Below are 19,778 nucleotides of genomic sequence, written 5' to 3' on the forward strand. Positions count from 1 at the left end.
TGTACTCACGCCATCGCGGCCACCAACTGCGGAATGGCAGCGCGAACTTGGTTCAGCACGATGGTGGCGGCGGCATCACGGGTGCCCCGCATGGCAAGGGTGACGACGGAACCGGGAATGCCGACGATGAAGTATCGCTCGGCAACCACCCAGGGGTCGGCTGGGCCGGCATCGTAGAAGCAGCGATACGTGCCGACGGTGTGATACTGCAGGCCGCGACGCTCGGCCATGTCTTCGACAAAATCGAGAGCCAGCGAAGGATCGGCGTCAAAGCCCTGCTGTAACCGGGCGGTGAGCGTGGTCGCCGGCGGGTCTTCACCACCACAGAGCGTGCCATCTTTCTCGGTCCAGACATGAAGCTGCGAGGGGAGCAGAATCACGACCTGCGAGTTGCCAAACCGGTGCGACCGCCAGCCTCGCTGCACCAGATCCATGGCGCTCGCGGGGCCCGGCAGCGAATGTTGCGAATGGACGTCGGCCGCAGTGGGCTCGTAGCCAAATAGGAAGGTCTTCAGACTATCGAACATGCCCATGATGCGTCAGATCGTTGTCGGCCGTGGAAATGTTTTTTCGTTCTGCTGTATGGTAAAGTCCGGATCAGCAAACTGCCAATGTTAGACGGAAATCCATTCATGAGACACGGCGCAAATCTACTCTGGTTGGTGATCGCCCTCGTTGTCACCAACGCCCCATTGCGGGCCGATCTTCCGCTGCCGCCGAACGAAGAGTACATCAAGCCACGCATGCAGTTCACGGGAATCGAAACGTATCCTGAGTACGTGTTTCAGTTGCGGCACCAATCGTCTGCTGGTAACCCAACATCCGGCGTGCACAAGTACGAGGCGGTGAGAAATGACACGCCGTTCACACTTGACGTCGAACGCCGGATTGGTGATTTTCAACTGCTCGCGATGAAGCGAGACGCCTTTGAGAAACGTGCGCAGGCCGATCCTTCGCTCCAATGGCTTACCAGCGAGACTGACGGCGTCTTGGCTGCAGATGTGGATGAACCTTCCGTGATCGGCGAAAAGTACCGCAGGCTGGAGGTGATCAACGTCAGTCGCGTGGAAGTCAAGGACGGCAAACTCGTCGTCACCACGGAGCCTCTCAAGTCGGAGGTTCGTATTCCGGGAATTACTTGGTGGATCAATGTCGGACTTGCAATTCTGTTGGCGGCCGGAATGGTCGCACTAGGCTTGCGACTGGCCAGGCCGGGAAGAGCAAGGCCAAGAATCAGGACCGCATTTGAACAATCGTCAATCCAGAAGAATCGTGACTTGGGGGAACAATCATGAACGGCAATTCTTCCGATCCTCAAGCTCGCAATTGCGTTCGTTGCCGACAGCCTTTACCCAGAGACGTGACTTACTGCGTTGGCTGTGGCTGCCAGAACGAAGCCGATGCCGTTTACAACAAGCAAATCGGCTTCGACGGGCAGATTGAAAATCGCCTGAACTGGACTCGCATCAAGACCGCGTTTTGGGCCATGTTTCTTCGCTAGTGCGTTCGGGCCCCTAGCAGTCACTTCAACTCCACCTGCACCACACGATAGACGAGAAAGCCCGGCGCGGTGAACTTTACGCGGCCATCGCGGGCGGTGAACTTTATGGGAGTTGCCGATTCTTCTTCGGGCGAAAAGGCGGTGATGCTCTTCACATTACTGCCAGCGGGGAGCAGCAAGTCGCATTCAATTTCTGGTGCGGCGATGGGCTTCTCGTCCTTGATGCCGCCACCTGGGCTCGGCTTGCCATCCTTCGTGCGGGGTGGTTCTGCGCGGTTGTAGTTGACCAAGTGAACGGTCAGTTCGTTGGGTTTGTCGCTGGGTGAAGAAGCAGGGAGCGAAATCGACGCGCGCACGGTATTCGCCGCTTTGAATTGGCTGCGCGGGGCAGCGAGCATCTTCCGCACATCGTCTGCACTGCGGATGACGTGCTGGTACTGCTTCACTGCAGCGGCATGGGCCGGTTCATCGCTGCGGATATCGAACAGGACGTGATTGTCGAGCAGCGCGTCTGCATTCACTTTGAAATCGTCGACAGCTGCAATGTTCCCCTCAGCAACTTGCGTGCGAGGGAAGAGGACGACCGCTTCGGCATGGGAGCGATTAGCCTTGTACAACCGGTCGTGCTTCTTCAAAAACTGATAGTAGCGGGCGATCTCGGCCCGCGCGAGCGGATCGGTAAAGCGAGTGTAGAAGCCCATGGGAGCGCCGCCGTTGGCCGCGAGCTCGCTAATCGCCGCGCGAATGCGTGTGCTTTCATACTTGCCGAGCGTGAAGGGCTTGTCGTCGAACATGCCGCGAACGTAGCGAGCCTGCAGAGTCCCTTCGCCGAGAATGCCGTTTTCCAAATCAGTAAAGCAAGCGGCCGCGCCGGTGCTGTACCACAAGTAGTCTTCGCCCTTGCCCCACACCTCGGCGGGCAGCAGGCACCGTTCATCGCCGGCAATCTGGCTGAAGTTGCTAAGGTGGTTCCACTGTCCGACGATCAGATCCTTTTTCAAGCTGCGGCCGTACTTGATAAACACCTCATCAAAGACCTGCTTGTTCGAAAGTTGAGACCAGCGGAGCATCTCGCGCCGCAGCGGAGTCGACTCGTCGACCTTGTGCCAATAGACGATCTCGCTGAACTCATGCTTGTTCACATCGACGATGCCAAGCTTCTCTTTCAATTGCTCGGGCGAATGTCGCTCGGCGAGATAGCTGCGAAAACTCTGCTGGCAATGTTCGCAGTGGCAATCGTGCCGATAAAAGTAGTTGGCAATGTAACCATCAATGCCGCGATCAATGCCTTTCTTCACCCAAGTTTTCATCACCGCCTGCCAGTAGGGATTGCGGAGGCAAGCCCAGTACTCGCGCATCTTGCCGATCTCGTAGCCCTTTTGCCCGATGGGCTGGCCGTCTTTGCCACGCTCCAGGAGCAACATCGGATCGGCAATTGGCTTGGGGCCGAGTTCGCTTTCGTCCCAGTGATCTTGGTAGAACTTGAAGAAGCCGGTCGGGCCGTTGGGGGACTCGGGATCGCCGACGAGAAACTCGACGTTGAAGTGACCGACAACCTTGATGCCGCGTTTGTGAAGTTCGCGATTCTTCTCCTCGAACCACGCGCCGCACTCTTTATGTCCCTGCACGGGAAAGTGAGCCGGGTAGCCTTTATAAGACGGAGTGTGAGCCAGGCTCCAAAAGTGCCCACCGTAAAAGCCCAGTTGCACTACTTCAGGCTGGGCTTCGTCGACAAAGTTGAGGTACTCCGGGTGCCCGTACTCGGCCCAGTGAGCAATCATCCGCGTGAATTCGTGCCGCGGCGATAGGTCTTTCTCTTGAGCGACACACAGCGTGTGAGCAGTGCTCAACCAACCGCCGGCAATCAGCAGAACGAGAGCAACACTGCGCATCGCAGGAGTTCCTTACGGAGCGAGAGAGGGAGAGGCTGGCTCAGTCGTTGTTGGTGGCGCGTCGAAAAGGGGCGAGACGATAGCTTCGTCCGGCGGGTCGGTCGCATAGGTCACAACCGTTCCCACGATCGACGATACCAGCACACCGAAAATCAGCGGTTCGAAACCGCCAGGAAAGTAGGGGCGAAACGCAGCATTGGGACCAATCATCGGATCGGGCGCAAACGCTCCCAAGGTGTACAGGCCGATCATCGTCGCTGCTCCACTGAGCATCGCGGCCCCCACACCGACTGCAGTCGCTCGACGCCAGTAACAGAGCATCAAGCACGGCACAATGAAGCACGCGCCGGCACCACCGGAGGCAAAGACTACGAGCGTTTGCAGGTAAGTCACGGGCCAAATATTGAGCAGAATCGCAATCACTCCGACGAACAACATGCCGTAGCGAGACAGGCGTTGCAATTCATGGTCGGTCGCCTCAGGATTGATGAATCGCTGGTAGACATCGCGCACGAGCCCCGAAGCAATGACGACCAGGTACGAACTGACCGTCGCCATGATCGCGCCGAAGGGAGCTGCCAGAATCACGCCAGCGAGTAGCGAGCCTCCGGGCAAGCCTTCGGTCATCTTCATCGCCATGCGAGGGATCACTTCGTCCGACTTTTCCAAGTCGGGCATGATCGCGCGAGCACACAAACAGATGCAGATTAGCGGCAGGTAGATTCCCAGGTTGTAGGCACAGAGCAACACAATGCTGCGGCGCAACGTCTTCGTGTCTTTGCAGGCCATGATGCGAGTCACGCTGGCTGGACTAGCAAAGCCCGTGGCGGGCCAGAAAAAGAAGAACGACACCGCGAGTGTAAATGGCAAGTACTGTCGGCCATCTTTGGCGAAGCCCGGGCCGGAGATAATTCCCAGCCCTGCATTCGGGCTGACCTCAGCGGGCGGAGTCTTGGCAGCCGCCGCATTTTCGGCAGCGAGTTGCGCGCTCTTTACCGCGCCCCGAGAAGCGTTCTCTAAGCCACCCACGTGATAAAGCGACAACCCCAGCAGTGCGAGCACGCCGATAAACATCATCACGCTTTGGAACAGGTCGGTCCAAACGGCAGCCAGAAAGCCGCCAATGAGCGTGTAGCCAACCACGGTCACGCTGAAGACACCCAGGCCAATCCAATAGAGGATATCTTCCTGACGCTTTTGATCGGCTTTCTGCTTGGTTTGCTGAGCAGTGACGTTCTCCGCTGAATCAACTTCGTCACCTTCGCTGAGCGAGAGAAAGTTGCCACTAGGGGCGGCCAACTTCATTACCGTGGCGCCTGCTTTGAACTGGGCGACCATCATGGCCGACATGAAAATGATGATCAGCAGCGAAGTAATCAGCCCCAGTGTGGGACTGCCGAATCGCGCGCGAAACAGATCGGGCATCGTGATCGCGCCGGTGTGACGACTGATGTGCGCGATCCGCTTGCCGATCAGGCCGAAGCCTGTGATGGGCACGACCATGTAACTGGCAATCCAGAGCGCGACGATCCAGCCGTGGGTATAGACGAGCGACGGAAATCCCATGAAGGTGCCACCGCTTTGTACGGTAGCGGTGAGGGCTACGGCCCAGGCACCTAGGCCGCGATTGCCCAGAAAGAAACCTTTGACGAACGAACTCTTTTTCACCACGCGTTGGGCCAGCGTACCGAGCCAGACCGAAGCCGCAATGAAAATAACCAGGGCGATCATCGTGCCGTACTTGGCACCTTGATCGGGTTGGCTGGTTACCTGCGCGAGCAACTCAAGCATCAAACGGATCCTCTTCTTCACCGGGCTCCAGGCCCAAGTCGGCATCGGTCATCACCAAGTTGGCCACCACCAGCGAGATCAGGGCGCAGACAACCCACGGCACGACGATGCCCCAAAACACCCACGTGGGAAAGCCGAGCGTGAAGTGCAACTTGTCGGGCGTCGCTCCGTAGCCGTGCAGCAGGCAGAACGTGACAGTCCACGTCGCTGCGCCGGCCCAGACTAATGCCACAACCAAGGCTTCGCGCCGTGCGCTTTGCAAAATGGGATGGGGAGCCGCCATGGGGGACTCGCTGAGGTGAGCAATTTGGATCGGTGGGAAACAAGCACAGGTGGGGAGGTTCGGACCCGAATATAAATGCCCGACCAGCCCGAGGCAAACAGAAAGCTGCGGCCGGGAAGATCAGCGGTCAAAACGCAGGGAAGATGTGCCACTGAGGAGGAGGGAAGTGGCTTCCGTTCGCTACCTCTGCCATGTGGAAGGCCCGATAATTCCGCTCGTCACGATCGCCCAGCATTTGCTAGCAACTACTTTACACGCAATTCACGAACTACTCATAACAACTGCGCTGCAGTTCGGCAGAGTATATCCACAGAGTCTGGCAAAGTACTTCGGCAAAGACTGCCGAGGCAAGCAACTGGCTCTGATGAACGAGTCGAATCACGACCGCGCTTTCGCCGAGGCAACCATGATCGCCAGGCAGGCAAGACGCCGCGTCCGTAGCATCTTTTTGAGCGATCTTCACTTGGGCTGTCGCTACAGCCGGGCCGGGGAGTTGCTCGCTTTGCTCGATCGCCACGAGCCGGATTATCTGTACCTAGTCGGTGACATTATCGATGGTTGGCGACTGAAGCGGCGCTGGCATTGGCAACCGGAATATAGCCAACTGTTACAGCGAATCATCGAACTCGCTGGCCGCGGCGTGCAGATTCGCTACACGCCCGGCAATCACGATGCGTTTTTGCGGCCCTTTATCAATGACTTCGGCTTCGTCGAAATTGCCGATGAGTTTGTGCACGAAACGATCGACGGCCAGCGCCTGCTCGTGCTGCATGGCGATCAGTTCGACACGGTCGAAATTCGGGCGCAATGGCTAAGCGTGCTCGGTTCCTTCGCCTACGATTCACTGCTATTTGCTGCGAACATCGCCAACCGATTGCAGCGGTGGGCGGGCTGCGAACCAAGCGATTGGACCGGCAATCTCAAGCGGCGGGTCAAGCAAGCCGTACGCTTTGTCAGCAATTTTGAAGAGCGCCTCGCGCGGCATGCGCGTGAAACCGGCTGCGATGGCATCGTCTGCGGGCACGTCCACACTCCCACTGCCACGCGATTGCAGGAAGTTCGCTACTTCAACACGGGCGATTGGGTCGAGAATCGCTCGGCGCTGCTGGAGTACACCGACGGCTCGTTTGAACTGCTTCATCTGCCCGCAGCCAAGAGCGACTGCTGCCCCGTTTCCTATTCCACTCCGCTCGATTGGCCGGAAGCTGGCTGGTTGCCAAACGATCCTCGCTTTGCCGCGGAATTGGCCGAACCACATGCTCAGGCGGCGTTGTGACGGCCAGCTAGTTCACGTGGTCGAAACTGCTTGCCTGCCTTGGAGAATCGCGATGGCCAAGATTTTTTACAGCATGGCCGGTGAAGGTCGAGGCCACGCCGCTCGCGTCCGCAGCATGGTCGAACTGCTGCGGCACGAACATGAATTGGTACTATTTGCGACCGATCAGGCCCATGAGTTCCTTTCACCGCGCTATCCGCTGGGCACGCGCAATGTCGAAGTACGACGAATCCCGGGCCTGCGTTTTCATTACACTCGCTCTCGTTTGAATTTTTCGCGCACTGTGTTCAACGGTTTGGGTTATTTGTGGAAATTGCCACAACTGGTCTCTCAGCTCAAACAAGTGATTCGAGACGAGCAGCCCGACCTGGTGATCACCGATTTTGAACCAGCACTGCCGCGCGCTGCCCGGGCGTGTGGAGTGCCTTTTCTGAGTCTGAATCATCAGCACTTTCTGGTTGCCTGCGATCTGCGCTCGCTCCCTTGGAGTTTGCAGCGATATGCCGACTTGATGGGCATCGCCGTGCGGGCCCATCATTGGGGACAGGCTGAAACCATCGTGTCCTCGTTTTTTCAAGCGCCCCTCCGTCGTGGATATGACGAGGTGCAGCAAGTGGGGCCGTTGCTGCGCCCCGAGATTCAAGCTGTACAACCAATCATCGGAGACTTTCTGGTTTCATATCTGCGCCACAATACGCCGCCGCGTGTGATCGAAATCTTGAGCAAGTCACCGCGTCCGATTCGCGTGTATGGACTCGGCCCGCGAAGACGAACCGGCAGCATTACGTTCTGCGAATTGAGTGAGCAAGGCTTTGTTGACGACCTGGCTCGCTGTGCCGCCGTGGTCGGAGCAGCCGGCAATCAAACCTTGGGAGAATCGCTGTACCTAGGAAAGCCCGTGCTGGCCCTGCCCGAGGAGCAGCATCACGAGCAGCTGATTAACTCGCACTTTTTGGAGCAGATGGGAGCGGGACAATTCATTGCCATCGAACAGCTGGAACCAAGACATCTCACACGCTTTCTCGCGTCCCTCGACGAGCTGCGGGCACCACTGCAAGCCAACCGCAACCGCTTCTGTGGTAACGAAGCTGCGCTGCAGACCATTCAGACTTATTTGCCGAGCTCCTTCATTGCTCGTGCTCCCGAGCCCGAGTGCGAGTTCATGGAGTACACGTAGCCTGCCGATCATAAAGGTTAAAAAATGGCTGTTCGGTGCCTTGATTGCTAGTGAACGGCTGTATACATTTCTCCTCGCTCAACATTCAGCCTAAAACAAGGAGAAGCCGATGAAGTTCGCCGAGATGATATTGCCCGAGTTCGACGAAGAAATGGCCAACACACGGAAGGTGCTGGAGCGTGTGCCGGACGACAAGTTCGAGTGGCGCTGTCATCCCAAGTCGAACACCATCGGCTGGAACATGAATCACCTGGCGGAGATTCCGGGCTGGGTCGAAGGCACGCTAACACAGCCTGCGTGGGAAGCGTATCCCGAGAACGGGCCGCACTACACTCCGCCGAATCTGCAATCGACCAAGGAAATCCTCGCGCTGTTCGACAAAAACGTCGCCGAAGCTCGCGCAGCCATCGCAGCAGTTCCCGAAAGCGACTTGGACTTCGTCTGGAATCTGACGATGAAGGGAACGCCCATCATTACGATGCCGCGCCGGAACGTCATCCGCACGTTCATCCTCTCGCACCTGATTCACCACCGCGCACACCTTTGCGTCTACCTGCGCCTGAACGACATTCCCGTCGCCGGCATGTATGGTCCCTCTGGGGACGAATAATTCCGTCCGTATGAACGGAAGAAGGGCTCAGTCGTGGCGTTTCGAAGGGCGGCTTGGGCGGAATTTTTCGATGCGTTCGAGTTGGACGATGACCCCGTCTTGGACAATGATCGAGACGGAGCCAAACTTGACGTCGGCAAGGGCTTGAAGAAGCTGCTCGTCCAGCGCGGGATCTTCGGCCTGGTTAGGACGAGTCTGAGCGCGATAGGGAGCCGAGAAACGGCGTAGAGCGGGTTGAGTGGTCATCGGCGGGGATCCAATGGGTTGCCAGCGAAAGCGACCGTGCTTGCGACTGGGTACTGCGGTATTTGCACATTCGGTGCCGAGAGGAATTGGCCGCTGCACCCGCAGTACTCTCTGGGAGCGGGCACTTGGGCCTCAAAGGAAAGGGCGATTTCCGTGACCCTTCACGGAATTGTGCCCAGCAATAATCACGGACTGACCAGCGGTTTTCACGGCTGACGCAGCGGGCCTGTTAATCTGTATCGCGCGACATTGCCGAATCTACTGCCATCTGTGGGTAAAACTCGGCGTTGTTTGCCTTCTTTGCCTTGACTCGGGGCACTTGGCCGGTTTGGCACGGCAGTCGCAATAAGCAACTCTCATCGCCGACACTGCTGCATCCCACCTAAACTTTGCAGCGGTTTCTGTTTCGCGACTTGATCCGACCACGGACAAGCCAAATCTAAGGAAGTGCGAGCCTGAGCCTACGGAATTAATCCGAGCGGCCGCGCGAGTCTCGGCACTCAACACCCGTGAAGTGCCCAGCCAGTGAACGTAGAGGAATGTTTGTCATGAAGAAGTTCAATCGTCGCCCGAACCGCATGGAAGCACGTCGCGGCTTTACCCTGGTCGAGTTGTTGGTCGTCATTGCGATCATCGGCGTGCTCGTCGCCCTGCTCTTGCCTGCTGTGCAAGCCGCTCGCGAAGCCGCCCGCAGGATGCAATGCGCCAACAATCTGCGCCAGATTGGACTCGCTTCGCACAACATGCACGATACGTACAATTTCCTCCCACCAGCGTTTCTCGGCAACAACACCGATGCCGAAGATGGCTGGGCGACTTGGGCCGCGTTGATTCTGCCGTTTGCGGAAGGGAGCAATCAGTTCAATAAGTGGGACGTGAAATATCAAGTCTCCGAACAGATTCCTGAAGCGTATCAAACCAAGATCAAAATGTACGCGTGCCCTTCACGCTTGCCGCACGTCCTTAGCGTCAATGATTTCGCGAATCCTGGTGGTGCCCTGGGCGATTACGCTGCCTGCTTCGGCACCGACAATGTGTTTGGCAAGTCGAATGGTGCGATGATTCCGACCGAACCGGAGGTGGTTACCTCAAGCGGCAAGAAATTTCTGGCTCGCTGGGTGGGTCGTCTAACGATGGCTTCGATTACCGATGGCACTTCGAACACGATTCTCGTCGGCGAAAAGCACATCCGCAAAAACTCGCTGCGTGGCAAGAACGAAGATCGCAGCATTTTCAGCGGTATTCGCAACACCCATCGCCGCATGGCCGGTGTGAATCCCGATGGCAGCGAAGTGAGACCGCTCCAACCACCAACGTCGACCACGGGCGTTTCGAACAGCAGCTTTGGTGGTCCGCACCCGGGCGTCTGCCAGTTTGTGTTCGTCGACGGCAGCACACAGGCGTTGCGAGTTGACCTCGACGTCATCACGCTTTCGCGTCTCGCCCAGCGTGACGACGGCGAAGTGATTACGGGCTGGTAACTCGATTGGCAAGTCGCAAGCAACACCTTTCAAATATTCGTCAGGAATGATTCCATGCCCGTCTCATACTCGAATACGATTTTCGGTCTGTTCAGCAGCCTGGCATTGTTGGGCGCGATCGCCAGCACGGGTTGCAGTTCTTCGGGGCCGCCCGTGGTGCCGGTAAAGGGGCAAGTGAACCTAGTCGATGGTGACAAGGCAGCCCTCTCGGGGCACATGATCGAACTGACGAAGGCGGACGATAACCTCGTGCGCTCATATGGACAGATTACTCCCGAGGGGAACTTCGAACTGGAGTCGCTCATCGGGGGCGAGATCCACAAGGGAGCACTTGAGGGGAAGTACAAAGCCCGCGTGATACTTTCGGATGATGACCCGGCGCAGCGAAAGGTGGCTCGGGCGGCGATCAATCCTCGATTTTTGAAGTTCGACTCGTCGAATCTGACCGTCGACGTTCCCGCCACGACACCCGTTCAATTGCAGATTTCTCGTCGGTAGCGAGACAATAGTCCGCACCGCAAAACCATCTAGTACCTGCCGCCCCAGGATGCAGCTGTTTCAGGCCGCCTGGGCGAAACTCGAGGGATTGAGCAATGCCCGCCTCCCGTGTTTTCCCTTCGCATGTCTTATTGCCCGCAGTTCTGCTACTGAGCGGCGAATTCTTCGCCGCTAATAGCTCAGCAGCCGATCCGGCAGGTGCCAAGGCCGCCGCTCGTGCGGCGGCAGAAGTGCCGGCCAAGGTCGAGTTCTTCGAGAAGAAGATTCGCCCGATCCTGGTCAGCAACTGCTACAGCTGTCACTCGGCGGAAACCAACTCCAAGGGTGGCCTACGCGTCGACGACATCGGTGGCCTGCTAATGGGCGGTACGAGTGGCGCTGCTATTGTTCCCGGCGATCCCGCCGAAAGCCTGCTCATTCAAGCAGTGCGGTACGAAGGGTTCGAGATGCCGCCCAAGAAGCGGCTCAGCGACGAACAGATCGCCGATCTCACCACCTGGATCGCCGACGGCGCTGCCTGGCCCAAAGCCGAGTTTTCGGCGGAACTGACCAAGCCGAATGCCAAGTACGAAGAGCTGCGGAAGTCGCATTGGGCGTGGCAACCACTGAACGGTGTCTCGCCGCCACAAGTTGAAAACGAAAGCTGGGTGCGCGACGATGCCGATCGCTTTGTGCTCGCCAAACTGCAAGAAGACAAACTCGCACCGGTCGGTGATGCCTCGAAGCTCGACCTGATCCGTCGCGTGACGTTCGATCTGACTGGCTTGCCCCCGACACCTGCGGAGTCCGCTGCGTTTCTCGCCGACGACTCCGCCCAGGCGTTCGAAAGGCTTGTCGATCGCCTGCTCGCTTCGCCCGCGTTCGGCGAACGCTGGGGGCGGCATTGGCTGGACGTCGCTCGTTACGGCGAATCGACCGGTTCGGCTCGCAACCTACCCTATCCACATGCCTGGCGCTATCGCGATTACGTCATCGACTCGATCAATGCCGACAAGCCGTACGACAAGTTCATTCGCGAACAGATCGCTGGCGATCTACTTCCGGCCGCTTCGCCCGCCGAGAAAGCCGAGCAGCTTGTCGCGACCGGCTTTCTCGCCCTGGGTGTGAAAGATGTAAATCAGCGATTCAAGGTCCGCTTCATCATGGACAACATCGACGAGCAGATTGATACCGTCACGCGCTCGGTGCTCGCACTCACCGCCAGTTGTGCTCGTTGCCACGATCACAAGTTCGATCCGATTCCTACAGCCGACTACTACGCTCTGGCCGGCATCTTTCAAAGCAGCGACAACTGCAGCGGACTGCGGAACAAGATGGGTGGCAGTGGTCTCGATTACTACGACAGTTCGCTGTTGCTGACGATCGCGCAAAAGACTGCGGATGCCGCCGGTAGCGAAGCCAAACTGGCCGCCGCGAAAGAAGCCTTCGAGACCGCTCGCCAGGAATTTCAAAAGTTACAAGCCGATCCTGCCAGTCTGGAAAAAGGCCCCGATGGCCGGCCGAAGCGGCAGGTCGCTCGGCAAAAAATGACCAAGGCCCAACAAGCGTTGCAGTCACTATCGGATCCCGCCGCGCTGGGCGAAGTGGCCTACGGCGTGCGGGATAGCAAGCAGATCGGCGATACGGAGATTCGCATTCGGGGCGAAGCCGAAAAGCTCGGCCCGATCGTGCCGCGAGGCTATCTCTCGGTGGTGCCAGTCGCGAATGCCAAGCCCGTAAATGTGGAACAGAGTGGTCGCCTGGAGTTAGCTGAGTGGCTGACGAGCAAAGAGAATCCGCTCACCAGCCGTGTGCTGGCGAATCGAGTCTGGCAAAAACTGTTCGGCGAAGGGATTGTCAAAAGCGTCGATAATTTCGGTGTGACCGGCGACCAGCCGTCGCATCCTGAACTGCTCGACCATCTGGCTCAGCGATTTGTCAGCAACGGCTGGTCGATGAAAAAGCTAATTCGCTCGGTCGTGCTCAGCCACACTTATCAGCTTAGCTCGCAAGAAACGGCAGCGAACCTGGAGATCGATCCGGCCAATCGCCTGTTGTGGCGACATAGCCCGCGCCGCTTGACCGCCGAAGAGATTCGCGATGCCTCGTTGGTGGCAACTAGCAGCCTAGATGCTGCCCGCCCGCAGACTGCCACCTCGAAGAGCCTGAAGGTAACCGAGATTCGCAACAACGGGCCCGAGGCTGCCACCATCGGCAACGAAGCGCTGGCTAGCAAACATCGCAGCGTCTATTTGCCGCTGCTGCGTGGTCTCACACCGGTATCGCTCGCCGTGTTCGATCCAGCTGAGCAAGGAATGGTTTCCGGCAGTCGCGATACCACGACGGTCGCTCCACAAGCCTTGTATCTGCTCAACGATCCCTTCGTCCGTCAGCAGTCACTGGCGCTCGCCAAGCGAGTGCAACAGCAGGCCGAAGATGATGCTGCCCGAATTTCGCTGGCTTACGAACTGGTGTTGAATCGCCCGGCAACGACCAACGAAATCGCGCGAGTCCGCGCTTACCTGGCCGACTACGAACAAACGGCCGCGCAGGTGTTTGGTCAGCAGCCGGCCGTGCAAGTGGCTCAAACGCCGGCAGCTTCGCCGGCCAATGATGACACCAACGAAGTGCCGACCAGCGACACCGGCAAGGCACCGAAGAAGCCCGCTTTGCCCGCTGATCCCGACAACGTCGATCAGACGGACCTGACCGTTCGCAGAGAAGATCGCGGCCCGACTGATCCAAAAATTGCTGCCTGGGCCAGCTTTTGCCAGGCCCTGTTTGGCTCCGCGGAGTTCCGGTACCTGAAGTAGCCCGCCGCCAGAGCGAGGCAGCTTTGCTAACTAGCCATACCAATACATCCACGAAGGATCGCCCTATGTCCCTGCCAATTTTTCAAACGCCCATCTCACGTCGCCAGTCATTGCAAGCCGCGAGCGCTGGGTTTGGTTATCTCGCCCTGCAGGCCTTGCTGGGGAACAATGGGCCGAGAGCCTCCGCCAGCGAAGCAGCCCGCGATCCGGAAAAGCCGCTCGCGCCGCGCCTGCCGCACTTTGCCGCGAAGGCCAAGCGAGTGATCTTCTGCTTTATGCAGGGCTGCATCTCGCAGATGGATACCTTCGAGTACAAGGAACAGCTGCAGAAGAATGACGGCAAGGTGGCGCCCGGCGGCGGCACGCTGACCGCTTCGAAATTCAAATTCGCGCAGCATGGCGAAACGGGCTCTTGGGTCTCGGAACTTTATCCGCACCTGGCCAAGCAGGTCGATAAGCTCTGCTGGATTCGCGGCCTGCACACCGATACGCCCGCTCACCCGCAAGCAGTGATTCAGCTGCACACGGGCACGGCTCTCGCCCAGCTCACTCGCCCCTCGATGGGCGCGTGGCTCACCTACGGCCTGGGTACCGAGAACCAGGACCTGCCCGGTTACATCACCATCAATCCGCCGCCAAACTTTGGTGGCGCGGTGAATTTCGGCAGTGCGTTCCTCCCCGCTCACTATCAGGGGACGAAGATCAACGACATGGGTTATGTGCCAAACCTCAAAGCCCAAACACCCACCACCTTGCAACGCAAACAGCTCGACTTGATTCAAGCGATGAATCGCGACTTGGCGAGCAATCCCAGCAAGCCGGATGAACTCGACGGCGTGATTCAGTCCTACGAACTGGCCTTCAAGATGCAGGGCCAAGTGCCCGAGTTGCTCGATATTTCGCAAGAGCCCCAGCACGTGCTCGATGCTTATGGCGTGAAGCCCGGACCCGCTGGGAGTTTTGCTCGCCAGTGTGTGATGGCTCGGCGCTTAAGCGAAGCCGGCGTGCGATTCGTCGAGATCTGCCAGCCAGGCTGGGATCATCACAACAACCTGCACAAGGGGCTCATCAGCAACTGCGCGGCGACCGATCAGCCGATGGCGGCGCTGCTCAACGACCTGCAACAGCGTGGCATGCTCGAAGACACGCTCGTGATCTTCGGCAGCGAGTTTGGCCGCCAGCCAACGTCACAGGGCGTCGATGGCCGCGATCACAACATTACGGGCTATCCGATGTTTCTCGCCGGTGCCGGTGTGAAGAAGGGCTTCTCGTATGGAGCCACCGACGAGTTCGGCATTCATGCCACCGAAGGTCGCATGCACACGACCGACCTACATGCGACCCTGCTCGCGCTGATGGGGCTCGACCACGAGCAACTTACCTATCGCTACGCCGGCCGCGACTTCCGCCTGACCGACGTCGCCGGCAACGTCGTCCGCGAGATCTTCGCCTAGCCCTTCAGCCTGTCGCCACTACGCGCATTAGTGTCGCGTGAAGTGGTGATAGTTCACGGTCGGCTCAAAGTTGTCGCCGGGCTTCAGCTTCACCTTCCAAGTAATGGTCGAGCTGTTGTTCACTGCGGGCTGGCCGCGATACTGAATCCAATCGGCCTGATTAAAGTCCCCCAGCGTGATGCTGCCGTCGTGCGAAGCCTTGGTCGCTTTGCCGCCGACGCGAACCGTGATCTCGGCTTCGATTTCAATCGCCTTGTTGTTGCACAGGTCCAGCTGCATCTCGCGCTCAATACGGGCGTAGTTGTAACCATCCCATTGCAGCGCCTTCAGGTCACGCCCGGTTTCTTTCTCAGTAAGACTGCCGCGCGTATCGACAGAGACGGTCACCGGCACGCGCACTTCGTCCTTGGGCGGAGTGTATGTGAGCAGTTCCTGGGCGAGCGGTTGATTCCCCTGCATGATCATCGCTGCGCCGGTGGTCCAAGGAACATTCGTGTTGTTGGTCAGCAAGATCTGGTGCCAGACTTCGTTTTTGGAAAGCGTGAGAGGCGAGCCGACACCCGCTCCACTGGGGGCTGCCGCATTGTCGTTCTTAGTGACGTGTACATCCCAGGTGTAGATATCGCGGTAAGTCGTATCGGCGGTAAAGATGGGAACGGCGATTCGCTCGCCTAGGCCGAGCGACAGTTTCGGCAAGTTGTAGACGAACAGATCTTGCGAGCCGCTAGCGGTGAGTTCCCCGGGCAGGTTTACTGTTCCTTGAGCAAGGCCGTTCGCGCCAGCCTGATCGCGGCGGAACTCGGCCGACCGCTGCGAATACATGGCATTCGAAAGTTGTTGACTGCCGTTCCCCATCAGGTCCGGGGCAGCTTCGGCCAGCGCGTTGCGCAGCGTTGCTTCCAGAATGAGCGGACTGGGCGTGCCACGAAAGCGGAAGTTCGGCACGCCGACCACAATATCGACCGGCACGTTCTCCAGGTCCTCGGCTTCGTTGAGCAGTTCTGCCTGCAATGAGATCGTCGCTTTCTTCTGCTTGTTCTCGGCCAGTTTGTCACTCAGCCCGATGCGATACGTGGGGATCCAGCGAATGCCCGGTCGAAAATACATGATCGAGAGCGCGTGCTTCTTCTCGGCACCTTCGACCTTGAACGTGAGTCGCTTGGTGTGCCTGGTCGTGGTAAGTGTTCGGGAGAGCGTGGTCTGCATCTCCTTGACTAGAATCGAGCGGATTTGACCGACTTGCAGCAGCACGTCTCCTTCCTCGGTTCGCAACACAAAGTTGGTGCCGCTGACCGCTGTCAGCGTTTGAGCTTCGAGCGGCACCACAGGGTGAATGCGGCTGACCCGGCTGGAGAGCATCGCCCCAGGGATGGCTGCTGTCGGACCGGGCTTGGTGGGTGTTGCCCGGGCGAGATCGAGCAGTTCGAGTTGACCGGCGGTGATGGGATTCTCGGTCTTCTCGACAAGGACTTCGCGAATGACTCCGGCGATGATGGCCTTGTCGTGCAACTCGATCTTGGCTTGCTTCCCTTGGTTGGCGAGCAAGATCTCGAGCGTCTCCTTGCAAGGGAGGTCCTTGGGAGTTGAATCCTTCGTGGTCTTCCAGCCGGCGGTCATCGAGATCAACCGGCCCTGCTCGGGCACCGCCCAAAACGAGCCGAGCACGGCGGCATCGGGCACATCGTCGGTATAGACTTCGCCATCCTGATCGCTGGTGGCCACGCCCCGCTTGATGATCAGCGAGTAGCCATCCTTAAAGATGATCACCCGCTCGGTCTTCAGTTCCAGTTCGCTCAGCGACTTCTCGGCGGCTGGCAATGCAGACGCGGCCAGTGGCAAAAGTACGAGCGGGACGATCCAACGAGCGAGCAACATAACAGCCTCCGGGAGAGCGGCGCGAGTAACAGGGTTGCTCGCATATTACCTGCGCCCGGGACCTGCGCAGGTAACTCGTCCGTAACAAATGATTACCCCTTCGCGGCCCAGACCTGCACGAGCTCGCTGCAAACTTCGGTGGCCGCGACCATCTCTTCGAGGCAGGTCCATTCGAGCGGTGAGTGTGGGTTGTGTTCGCCAGTCGAGAGATTGGGCGTGGGAAGGCCGCGCTCGGTAAGCTGCGAGCCATCGGTGCCGCCCCGAATGATGGTCAGCTTGGCTACGCGGCCAAGACGCTTGTGGGCTTCGACCGCGTAGGCAACGGCGCGAGGCTCTTTCGCCAGCCCATCGCCCAGGTTGCGATATTGCTTCTTGATGTGCACTTCGATCTTGCAGCCCGGATGTTCCGCTTCAACTTCATCGGCCAGTTTCTTCAGCAGTTCGGCCTTCACGGCCAGACCAGCGGTATCGAAGTCTCGCAGCAGCACTTTCAAGCTGGCTTCGGCGACTCCGCCCGCTAGATCGTAAGGATGCAAGAATCCTTGGCGATCAGCGGTTGTTTCCGGCGAGTGTCCCTCGCGCGGCAAGCGATCGAGGAACGTGCCGACCGCGCGCAGGGCGTTCACCATGCGTCCCTTGGCAATCGAAGGATGAATGTTGATGCCTGTGACCTTCACCGTAGCCAGATCGGCCGAGAATGTTTCGACATCGACTTCGCCAGCTCCGCTCCCATCGAGCGTGTAGCAGACCGTAGCGCCCAGTTTCGGCAGATCGACATAGTCGATGCCGTGGCCGATCTCTTCGTCGCAAGTAAACAGAATTCTGACCGGCCCGTGCTTCAGTTCAGGCTGTTCCAACAGGTGCTGAGCCATTTCCATGATTACGGCAATGCCCGACTTATCGTCCGCGCCCAACAAGGTAGTGCCGTCGGTCGTGACGAGTGTCTTACCCTGCAGCGAATCGAGTTCTGGGTTCTGCTTGACCGTGATCACGCGCGAAGTATCGGCCGGCAGCGTGATATCACCGCCGGCGTAGTTGCGCATCACCTGCGGCCGCACATTCTTCCCGGTGGTCTCGGGCGAGGTATCGACGTGGGCATTGAAGGCCACGACAGGGGCCGCTTTCGTGGCTTCCGCACTCAAGGTGCTCGGCACGGTCGCATAGACGAGACCTTCGGGCGTAAACTCGACATCGGTTAGTCCCATGCCCTTTAACTCGTCCGCCAACAGCCGGCCCAGCACCAATTGTCCCGGCGAGCTGGGGTACGTCCCGCCAGGCTCGCCCGCCGTGGTATCGAGTTGCACGTAAGTCAGAAACCGCTTCAGCAGCCGTTCGGGTTGAATCATGGTTAGCTCGTTATTGATGTGAGTGCAGTGCACGTCAGTAGTGGGAGCATCTTAATCGTTCTGACGAGGCAACATGGAGGTAGGGATAAGACACGATGCCAGTTTGAATGGCCGCATTGCTGCTGCGACTGATAACCATTTTTGATAACCTTTTCATCGTTTTTTTCGCGATAACCGTTTGCCCCAACTCTCAGTCGCACTTAGCGTTGCGAGCACGACTCGGCAAATTCTAGCGAATTGCTGATAACCGTTTGATAACCATTTTGCGACTCTCCTCTCTCTCGCTAAGTTTCCCGACGTGCGCGCGGAGACACGGCAACGCGCGTCTTGCTTTCGCCGGTCCTGCTCCCTGCCTTGTGCCCCACCTAAATGCTTAAGCCAATACCTAGCCGGAACAGCGCGGAGTACCGCTCGTTGCCGTCCTACTTTCTACTTCGCCTTCCGCATCTTCTTCTCCAACATCGCCTGCCTCGCCTTCCTTTCCTTCCGATTCAACGGCCGCCGCTGCCCGGGGCCCTCAGTCGTTGGCGAGGCGTCGACTCCTGCCTGCTCACTGGACTCCTCACAGTCCCCCGCACATTCTTCCCGGTGCTCCACAGACACCACCACCTCACCCGTCAACTCGCCGTGAACAGTCCTGCGCGCGGCCTCTTCTTCGTACAACTTCATCACTGGCCGCGTTGCCGAATCGAAGGCTGCCATTGCACTTAGGGGATCGCGAAACTTCTCGTTCCGCATCTCCGCAGCCTCTTTCGCGAACAGCGCTGAACAGTCCCTATTCAGGGGGCTGCTACGCCGCTCATCCCGCTCGGCTGCCTGACTCGTTGCCCGCTCCTTCGCCGGCCCATTTTCATTTTCCTCTCCCTCCTCATCCAAGCCTTCCGCTGCCAGCGCCGCGGCCGCGAGTGAACTGAGTAGCGAAGGTTGCGGCAGCATCGCGGCGTGCTCGGCCAATTTGCACGCAACCATTAGATAGCGTGGGTCGCCGTAGCCCGTCCGAATCGTTGTCACCGAATTCGCCCCGGTGAAGTTGGCCGACTTGCGAACGGTCTTCATCGGACCCTGCGACATGCGCCACGCGTTTTCCGCCTGGGAGCACAAGAAATTCAGCCTTTCCGCCGCCATCTGTTCCGCGACGTACAGCTGCTGCTCGCGCCGCACGATGTCCTTCACCCCCGGCGACATTTCCACCAGATAAGCGGCCACGCGATCGATGATCTGACAAATTCTCGTTTGCGAAATCTTCAGCTTTCTCGCCGCGACGCGCGTGCTGAACTGCGACACTTTCACCAGTCGATACGCCTCAAAATCACGCCAACACGGCGGCAACGACACCTGCATGGCCGGTCCCCTTCGCGAAAATACGCTGTGCAATCTCACAACACACCTTCGCCAACCTATCAACCACTCGTGACTAGTTAGGTCACGCCCCGCTAGCATTTTTCCAGGAAACCCGAAGCGTCAGCGAGGAGTGTGCGCTCGCCCGCCTGCGATTTCGCCGCCCGTTAGCCATTCGTTTCGCCCCGGCAGCGTTGGCCGATACGAACGGCTCAGCT

17 protein-coding genes are annotated in these 19,778 nt (G+C 58.5%); 9 read left to right on the forward strand and 8 right to left on the reverse strand.

The genetic code is table 11. The annotated features are described in order from the left end of the window. Positions 1 to 5: 5 nt before the first annotated feature. Positions 6 to 533, reverse strand: a complete 528-nt coding sequence (locus tag NA78x_RS05755; protein WP_425617474.1) for a hypothetical protein — start codon at positions 531 to 533, stop codon at positions 6 to 8. A 99-nt stretch (positions 534 to 632) separates the two neighbouring features. On the opposite strand from NA78x_RS05755, the gene NA78x_RS05760 reads away from it, so the two are divergent. Both NA78x_RS05760 and NA78x_RS05765 read left to right on the forward strand, forming a co-directional pair. Further along, a complete protein-coding gene (locus NA78x_RS05760) occupies positions 633 to 1,295 on the forward strand; it encodes a hypothetical protein (RefSeq protein ID WP_425617475.1) in 663 nt (220 codons plus the stop codon). Continuing rightward, positions 1,292 to 1,501: a hypothetical protein gene (locus NA78x_RS05765; protein ID WP_425617476.1), complete on the forward strand. Its 210-nt coding sequence runs from the start codon at positions 1,292 to 1,294 to the stop codon at positions 1,499 to 1,501. The genes NA78x_RS05760 and NA78x_RS05765 overlap by 4 nt, the downstream gene beginning before the upstream one ends. A gap of 20 nt (positions 1,502 to 1,521) precedes the next feature. On the opposite strand, the gene NA78x_RS05770 is transcribed toward NA78x_RS05765, so the two are convergent. Genes NA78x_RS05770 through NA78x_RS05780 form a run of 3 tightly spaced genes read right to left on the reverse strand, consistent with a single transcriptional unit; the run spans position 1,522 to position 5,467 of the window. After that, complete coding sequence (locus tag NA78x_RS05770; RefSeq protein WP_425617477.1) at positions 1,522 to 3,393, reverse strand: hypothetical protein; 1,872 nt, start codon at positions 3,391 to 3,393, stop codon at positions 1,522 to 1,524. 12 nt (positions 3,394 to 3,405) lie between these two features. Then, positions 3,406 to 5,184, reverse strand: coding sequence for a sodium/pantothenate symporter (locus NA78x_RS05775; RefSeq protein ID WP_425617478.1), 1,779 nt, complete (start codon positions 5,182 to 5,184; stop codon positions 3,406 to 3,408). Next, complete coding sequence (locus NA78x_RS05780) at positions 5,177 to 5,467, reverse strand: DUF997 family protein (protein ID WP_425617479.1); 291 nt, start codon at positions 5,465 to 5,467, stop codon at positions 5,177 to 5,179. The genes NA78x_RS05775 and NA78x_RS05780 overlap by 8 nt, the downstream gene beginning before the upstream one ends. Before the next feature lie 364 nt (positions 5,468 to 5,831). Here NA78x_RS05780 and NA78x_RS05785 point away from each other — a divergent pair, with 364 nt between their 5' ends. The 3 genes from NA78x_RS05785 to NA78x_RS05795 all read left to right on the forward strand — a co-directional run bounded on the left by NA78x_RS05785 (position 5,832) and on the right by NA78x_RS05795 (position 8,530). Next, positions 5,832 to 6,743 carry a UDP-2,3-diacylglucosamine diphosphatase gene (locus tag NA78x_RS05785; protein WP_425617480.1) on the forward strand — a complete coding sequence of 304 codons (912 nt, stop codon included), beginning with the start codon at positions 5,832 to 5,834 and terminating at the stop codon, positions 6,741 to 6,743. 52 nt (positions 6,744 to 6,795) lie between these two features. Continuing rightward, on the forward strand, positions 6,796 to 7,920 hold the full coding sequence (locus NA78x_RS05790; protein ID WP_425617481.1) for a glycosyltransferase family protein: 1,125 nt from the start codon (positions 6,796 to 6,798) through the stop codon (positions 7,918 to 7,920). Between the two features lie 109 nt (positions 7,921 to 8,029). Next, the gene (locus NA78x_RS05795; protein ID WP_425617482.1) at positions 8,030 to 8,530 is read left to right on the forward strand and encodes a DinB family protein; all 501 of its coding nucleotides are present in this window, start codon (positions 8,030 to 8,032) and stop codon (positions 8,528 to 8,530) included. 27 nt (positions 8,531 to 8,557) lie between these two features. Here the strand turns inward: NA78x_RS05795 and NA78x_RS05800 are convergent, their stop codons facing one another. Beyond that, entirely contained in the window at positions 8,558 to 8,776 is a 219-nt protein-coding gene (locus NA78x_RS05800; protein ID WP_425617483.1) for a YezD family protein, read from the reverse strand. A 548-nt stretch (positions 8,777 to 9,324) separates the two neighbouring features. Here NA78x_RS05800 and NA78x_RS05805 point away from each other — a divergent pair. The 4 genes from NA78x_RS05805 to NA78x_RS05820 all read left to right on the forward strand — a co-directional run bounded on the left by NA78x_RS05805 (position 9,325) and on the right by NA78x_RS05820 (position 15,001). Further along, positions 9,325 to 10,257, forward strand: coding sequence for a DUF1559 domain-containing protein (locus NA78x_RS05805; RefSeq protein ID WP_425617484.1), 933 nt, complete (start codon positions 9,325 to 9,327; stop codon positions 10,255 to 10,257). 54 nt (positions 10,258 to 10,311) lie between these two features. Further along, on the forward strand, positions 10,312 to 10,755 hold the full coding sequence (locus NA78x_RS05810) for a hypothetical protein (protein ID WP_425617485.1): 444 nt from the start codon (positions 10,312 to 10,314) through the stop codon (positions 10,753 to 10,755). Between the two features lie 95 nt (positions 10,756 to 10,850). Continuing rightward, the gene (locus NA78x_RS05815) at positions 10,851 to 13,547 is read left to right on the forward strand and encodes a PSD1 and planctomycete cytochrome C domain-containing protein (RefSeq protein WP_425617486.1); all 2,697 of its coding nucleotides are present in this window, start codon (positions 10,851 to 10,853) and stop codon (positions 13,545 to 13,547) included. A gap of 65 nt (positions 13,548 to 13,612) precedes the next feature. Beyond that, the gene (locus tag NA78x_RS05820; protein ID WP_425617487.1) at positions 13,613 to 15,001 is read left to right on the forward strand and encodes a DUF1501 domain-containing protein; all 1,389 of its coding nucleotides are present in this window, start codon (positions 13,613 to 13,615) and stop codon (positions 14,999 to 15,001) included. Positions 15,002 to 15,028: 27 nt separating this feature from the next. Here NA78x_RS05820 and NA78x_RS05825 read toward each other — a convergent pair whose 3' ends face one another. From NA78x_RS05825 to NA78x_RS05835, 3 genes are all read right to left on the reverse strand, one after another. Then, complete coding sequence (locus NA78x_RS05825) at positions 15,029 to 16,876, reverse strand: hypothetical protein (protein ID WP_425617488.1); 1,848 nt, start codon at positions 16,874 to 16,876, stop codon at positions 15,029 to 15,031. Between the two features lie 92 nt (positions 16,877 to 16,968). Beyond that, positions 16,969 to 18,222, reverse strand: a complete 1,254-nt coding sequence (gene pepT, locus NA78x_RS05830) for a peptidase T (protein WP_425617489.1) — start codon at positions 18,220 to 18,222, stop codon at positions 16,969 to 16,971. A 429-nt stretch (positions 18,223 to 18,651) separates the two neighbouring features. Further along, complete coding sequence (locus tag NA78x_RS05835; RefSeq protein WP_425617490.1) at positions 18,652 to 19,563, reverse strand: hypothetical protein; 912 nt, start codon at positions 19,561 to 19,563, stop codon at positions 18,652 to 18,654. Positions 19,564 to 19,778 lie beyond the last annotated feature (215 nt).

The organism is Anatilimnocola aquadivae (assembly GCF_049819085.1).
Classification (GTDB): Bacteria; Planctomycetota; Planctomycetia; order Pirellulales; family Pirellulaceae; genus Anatilimnocola.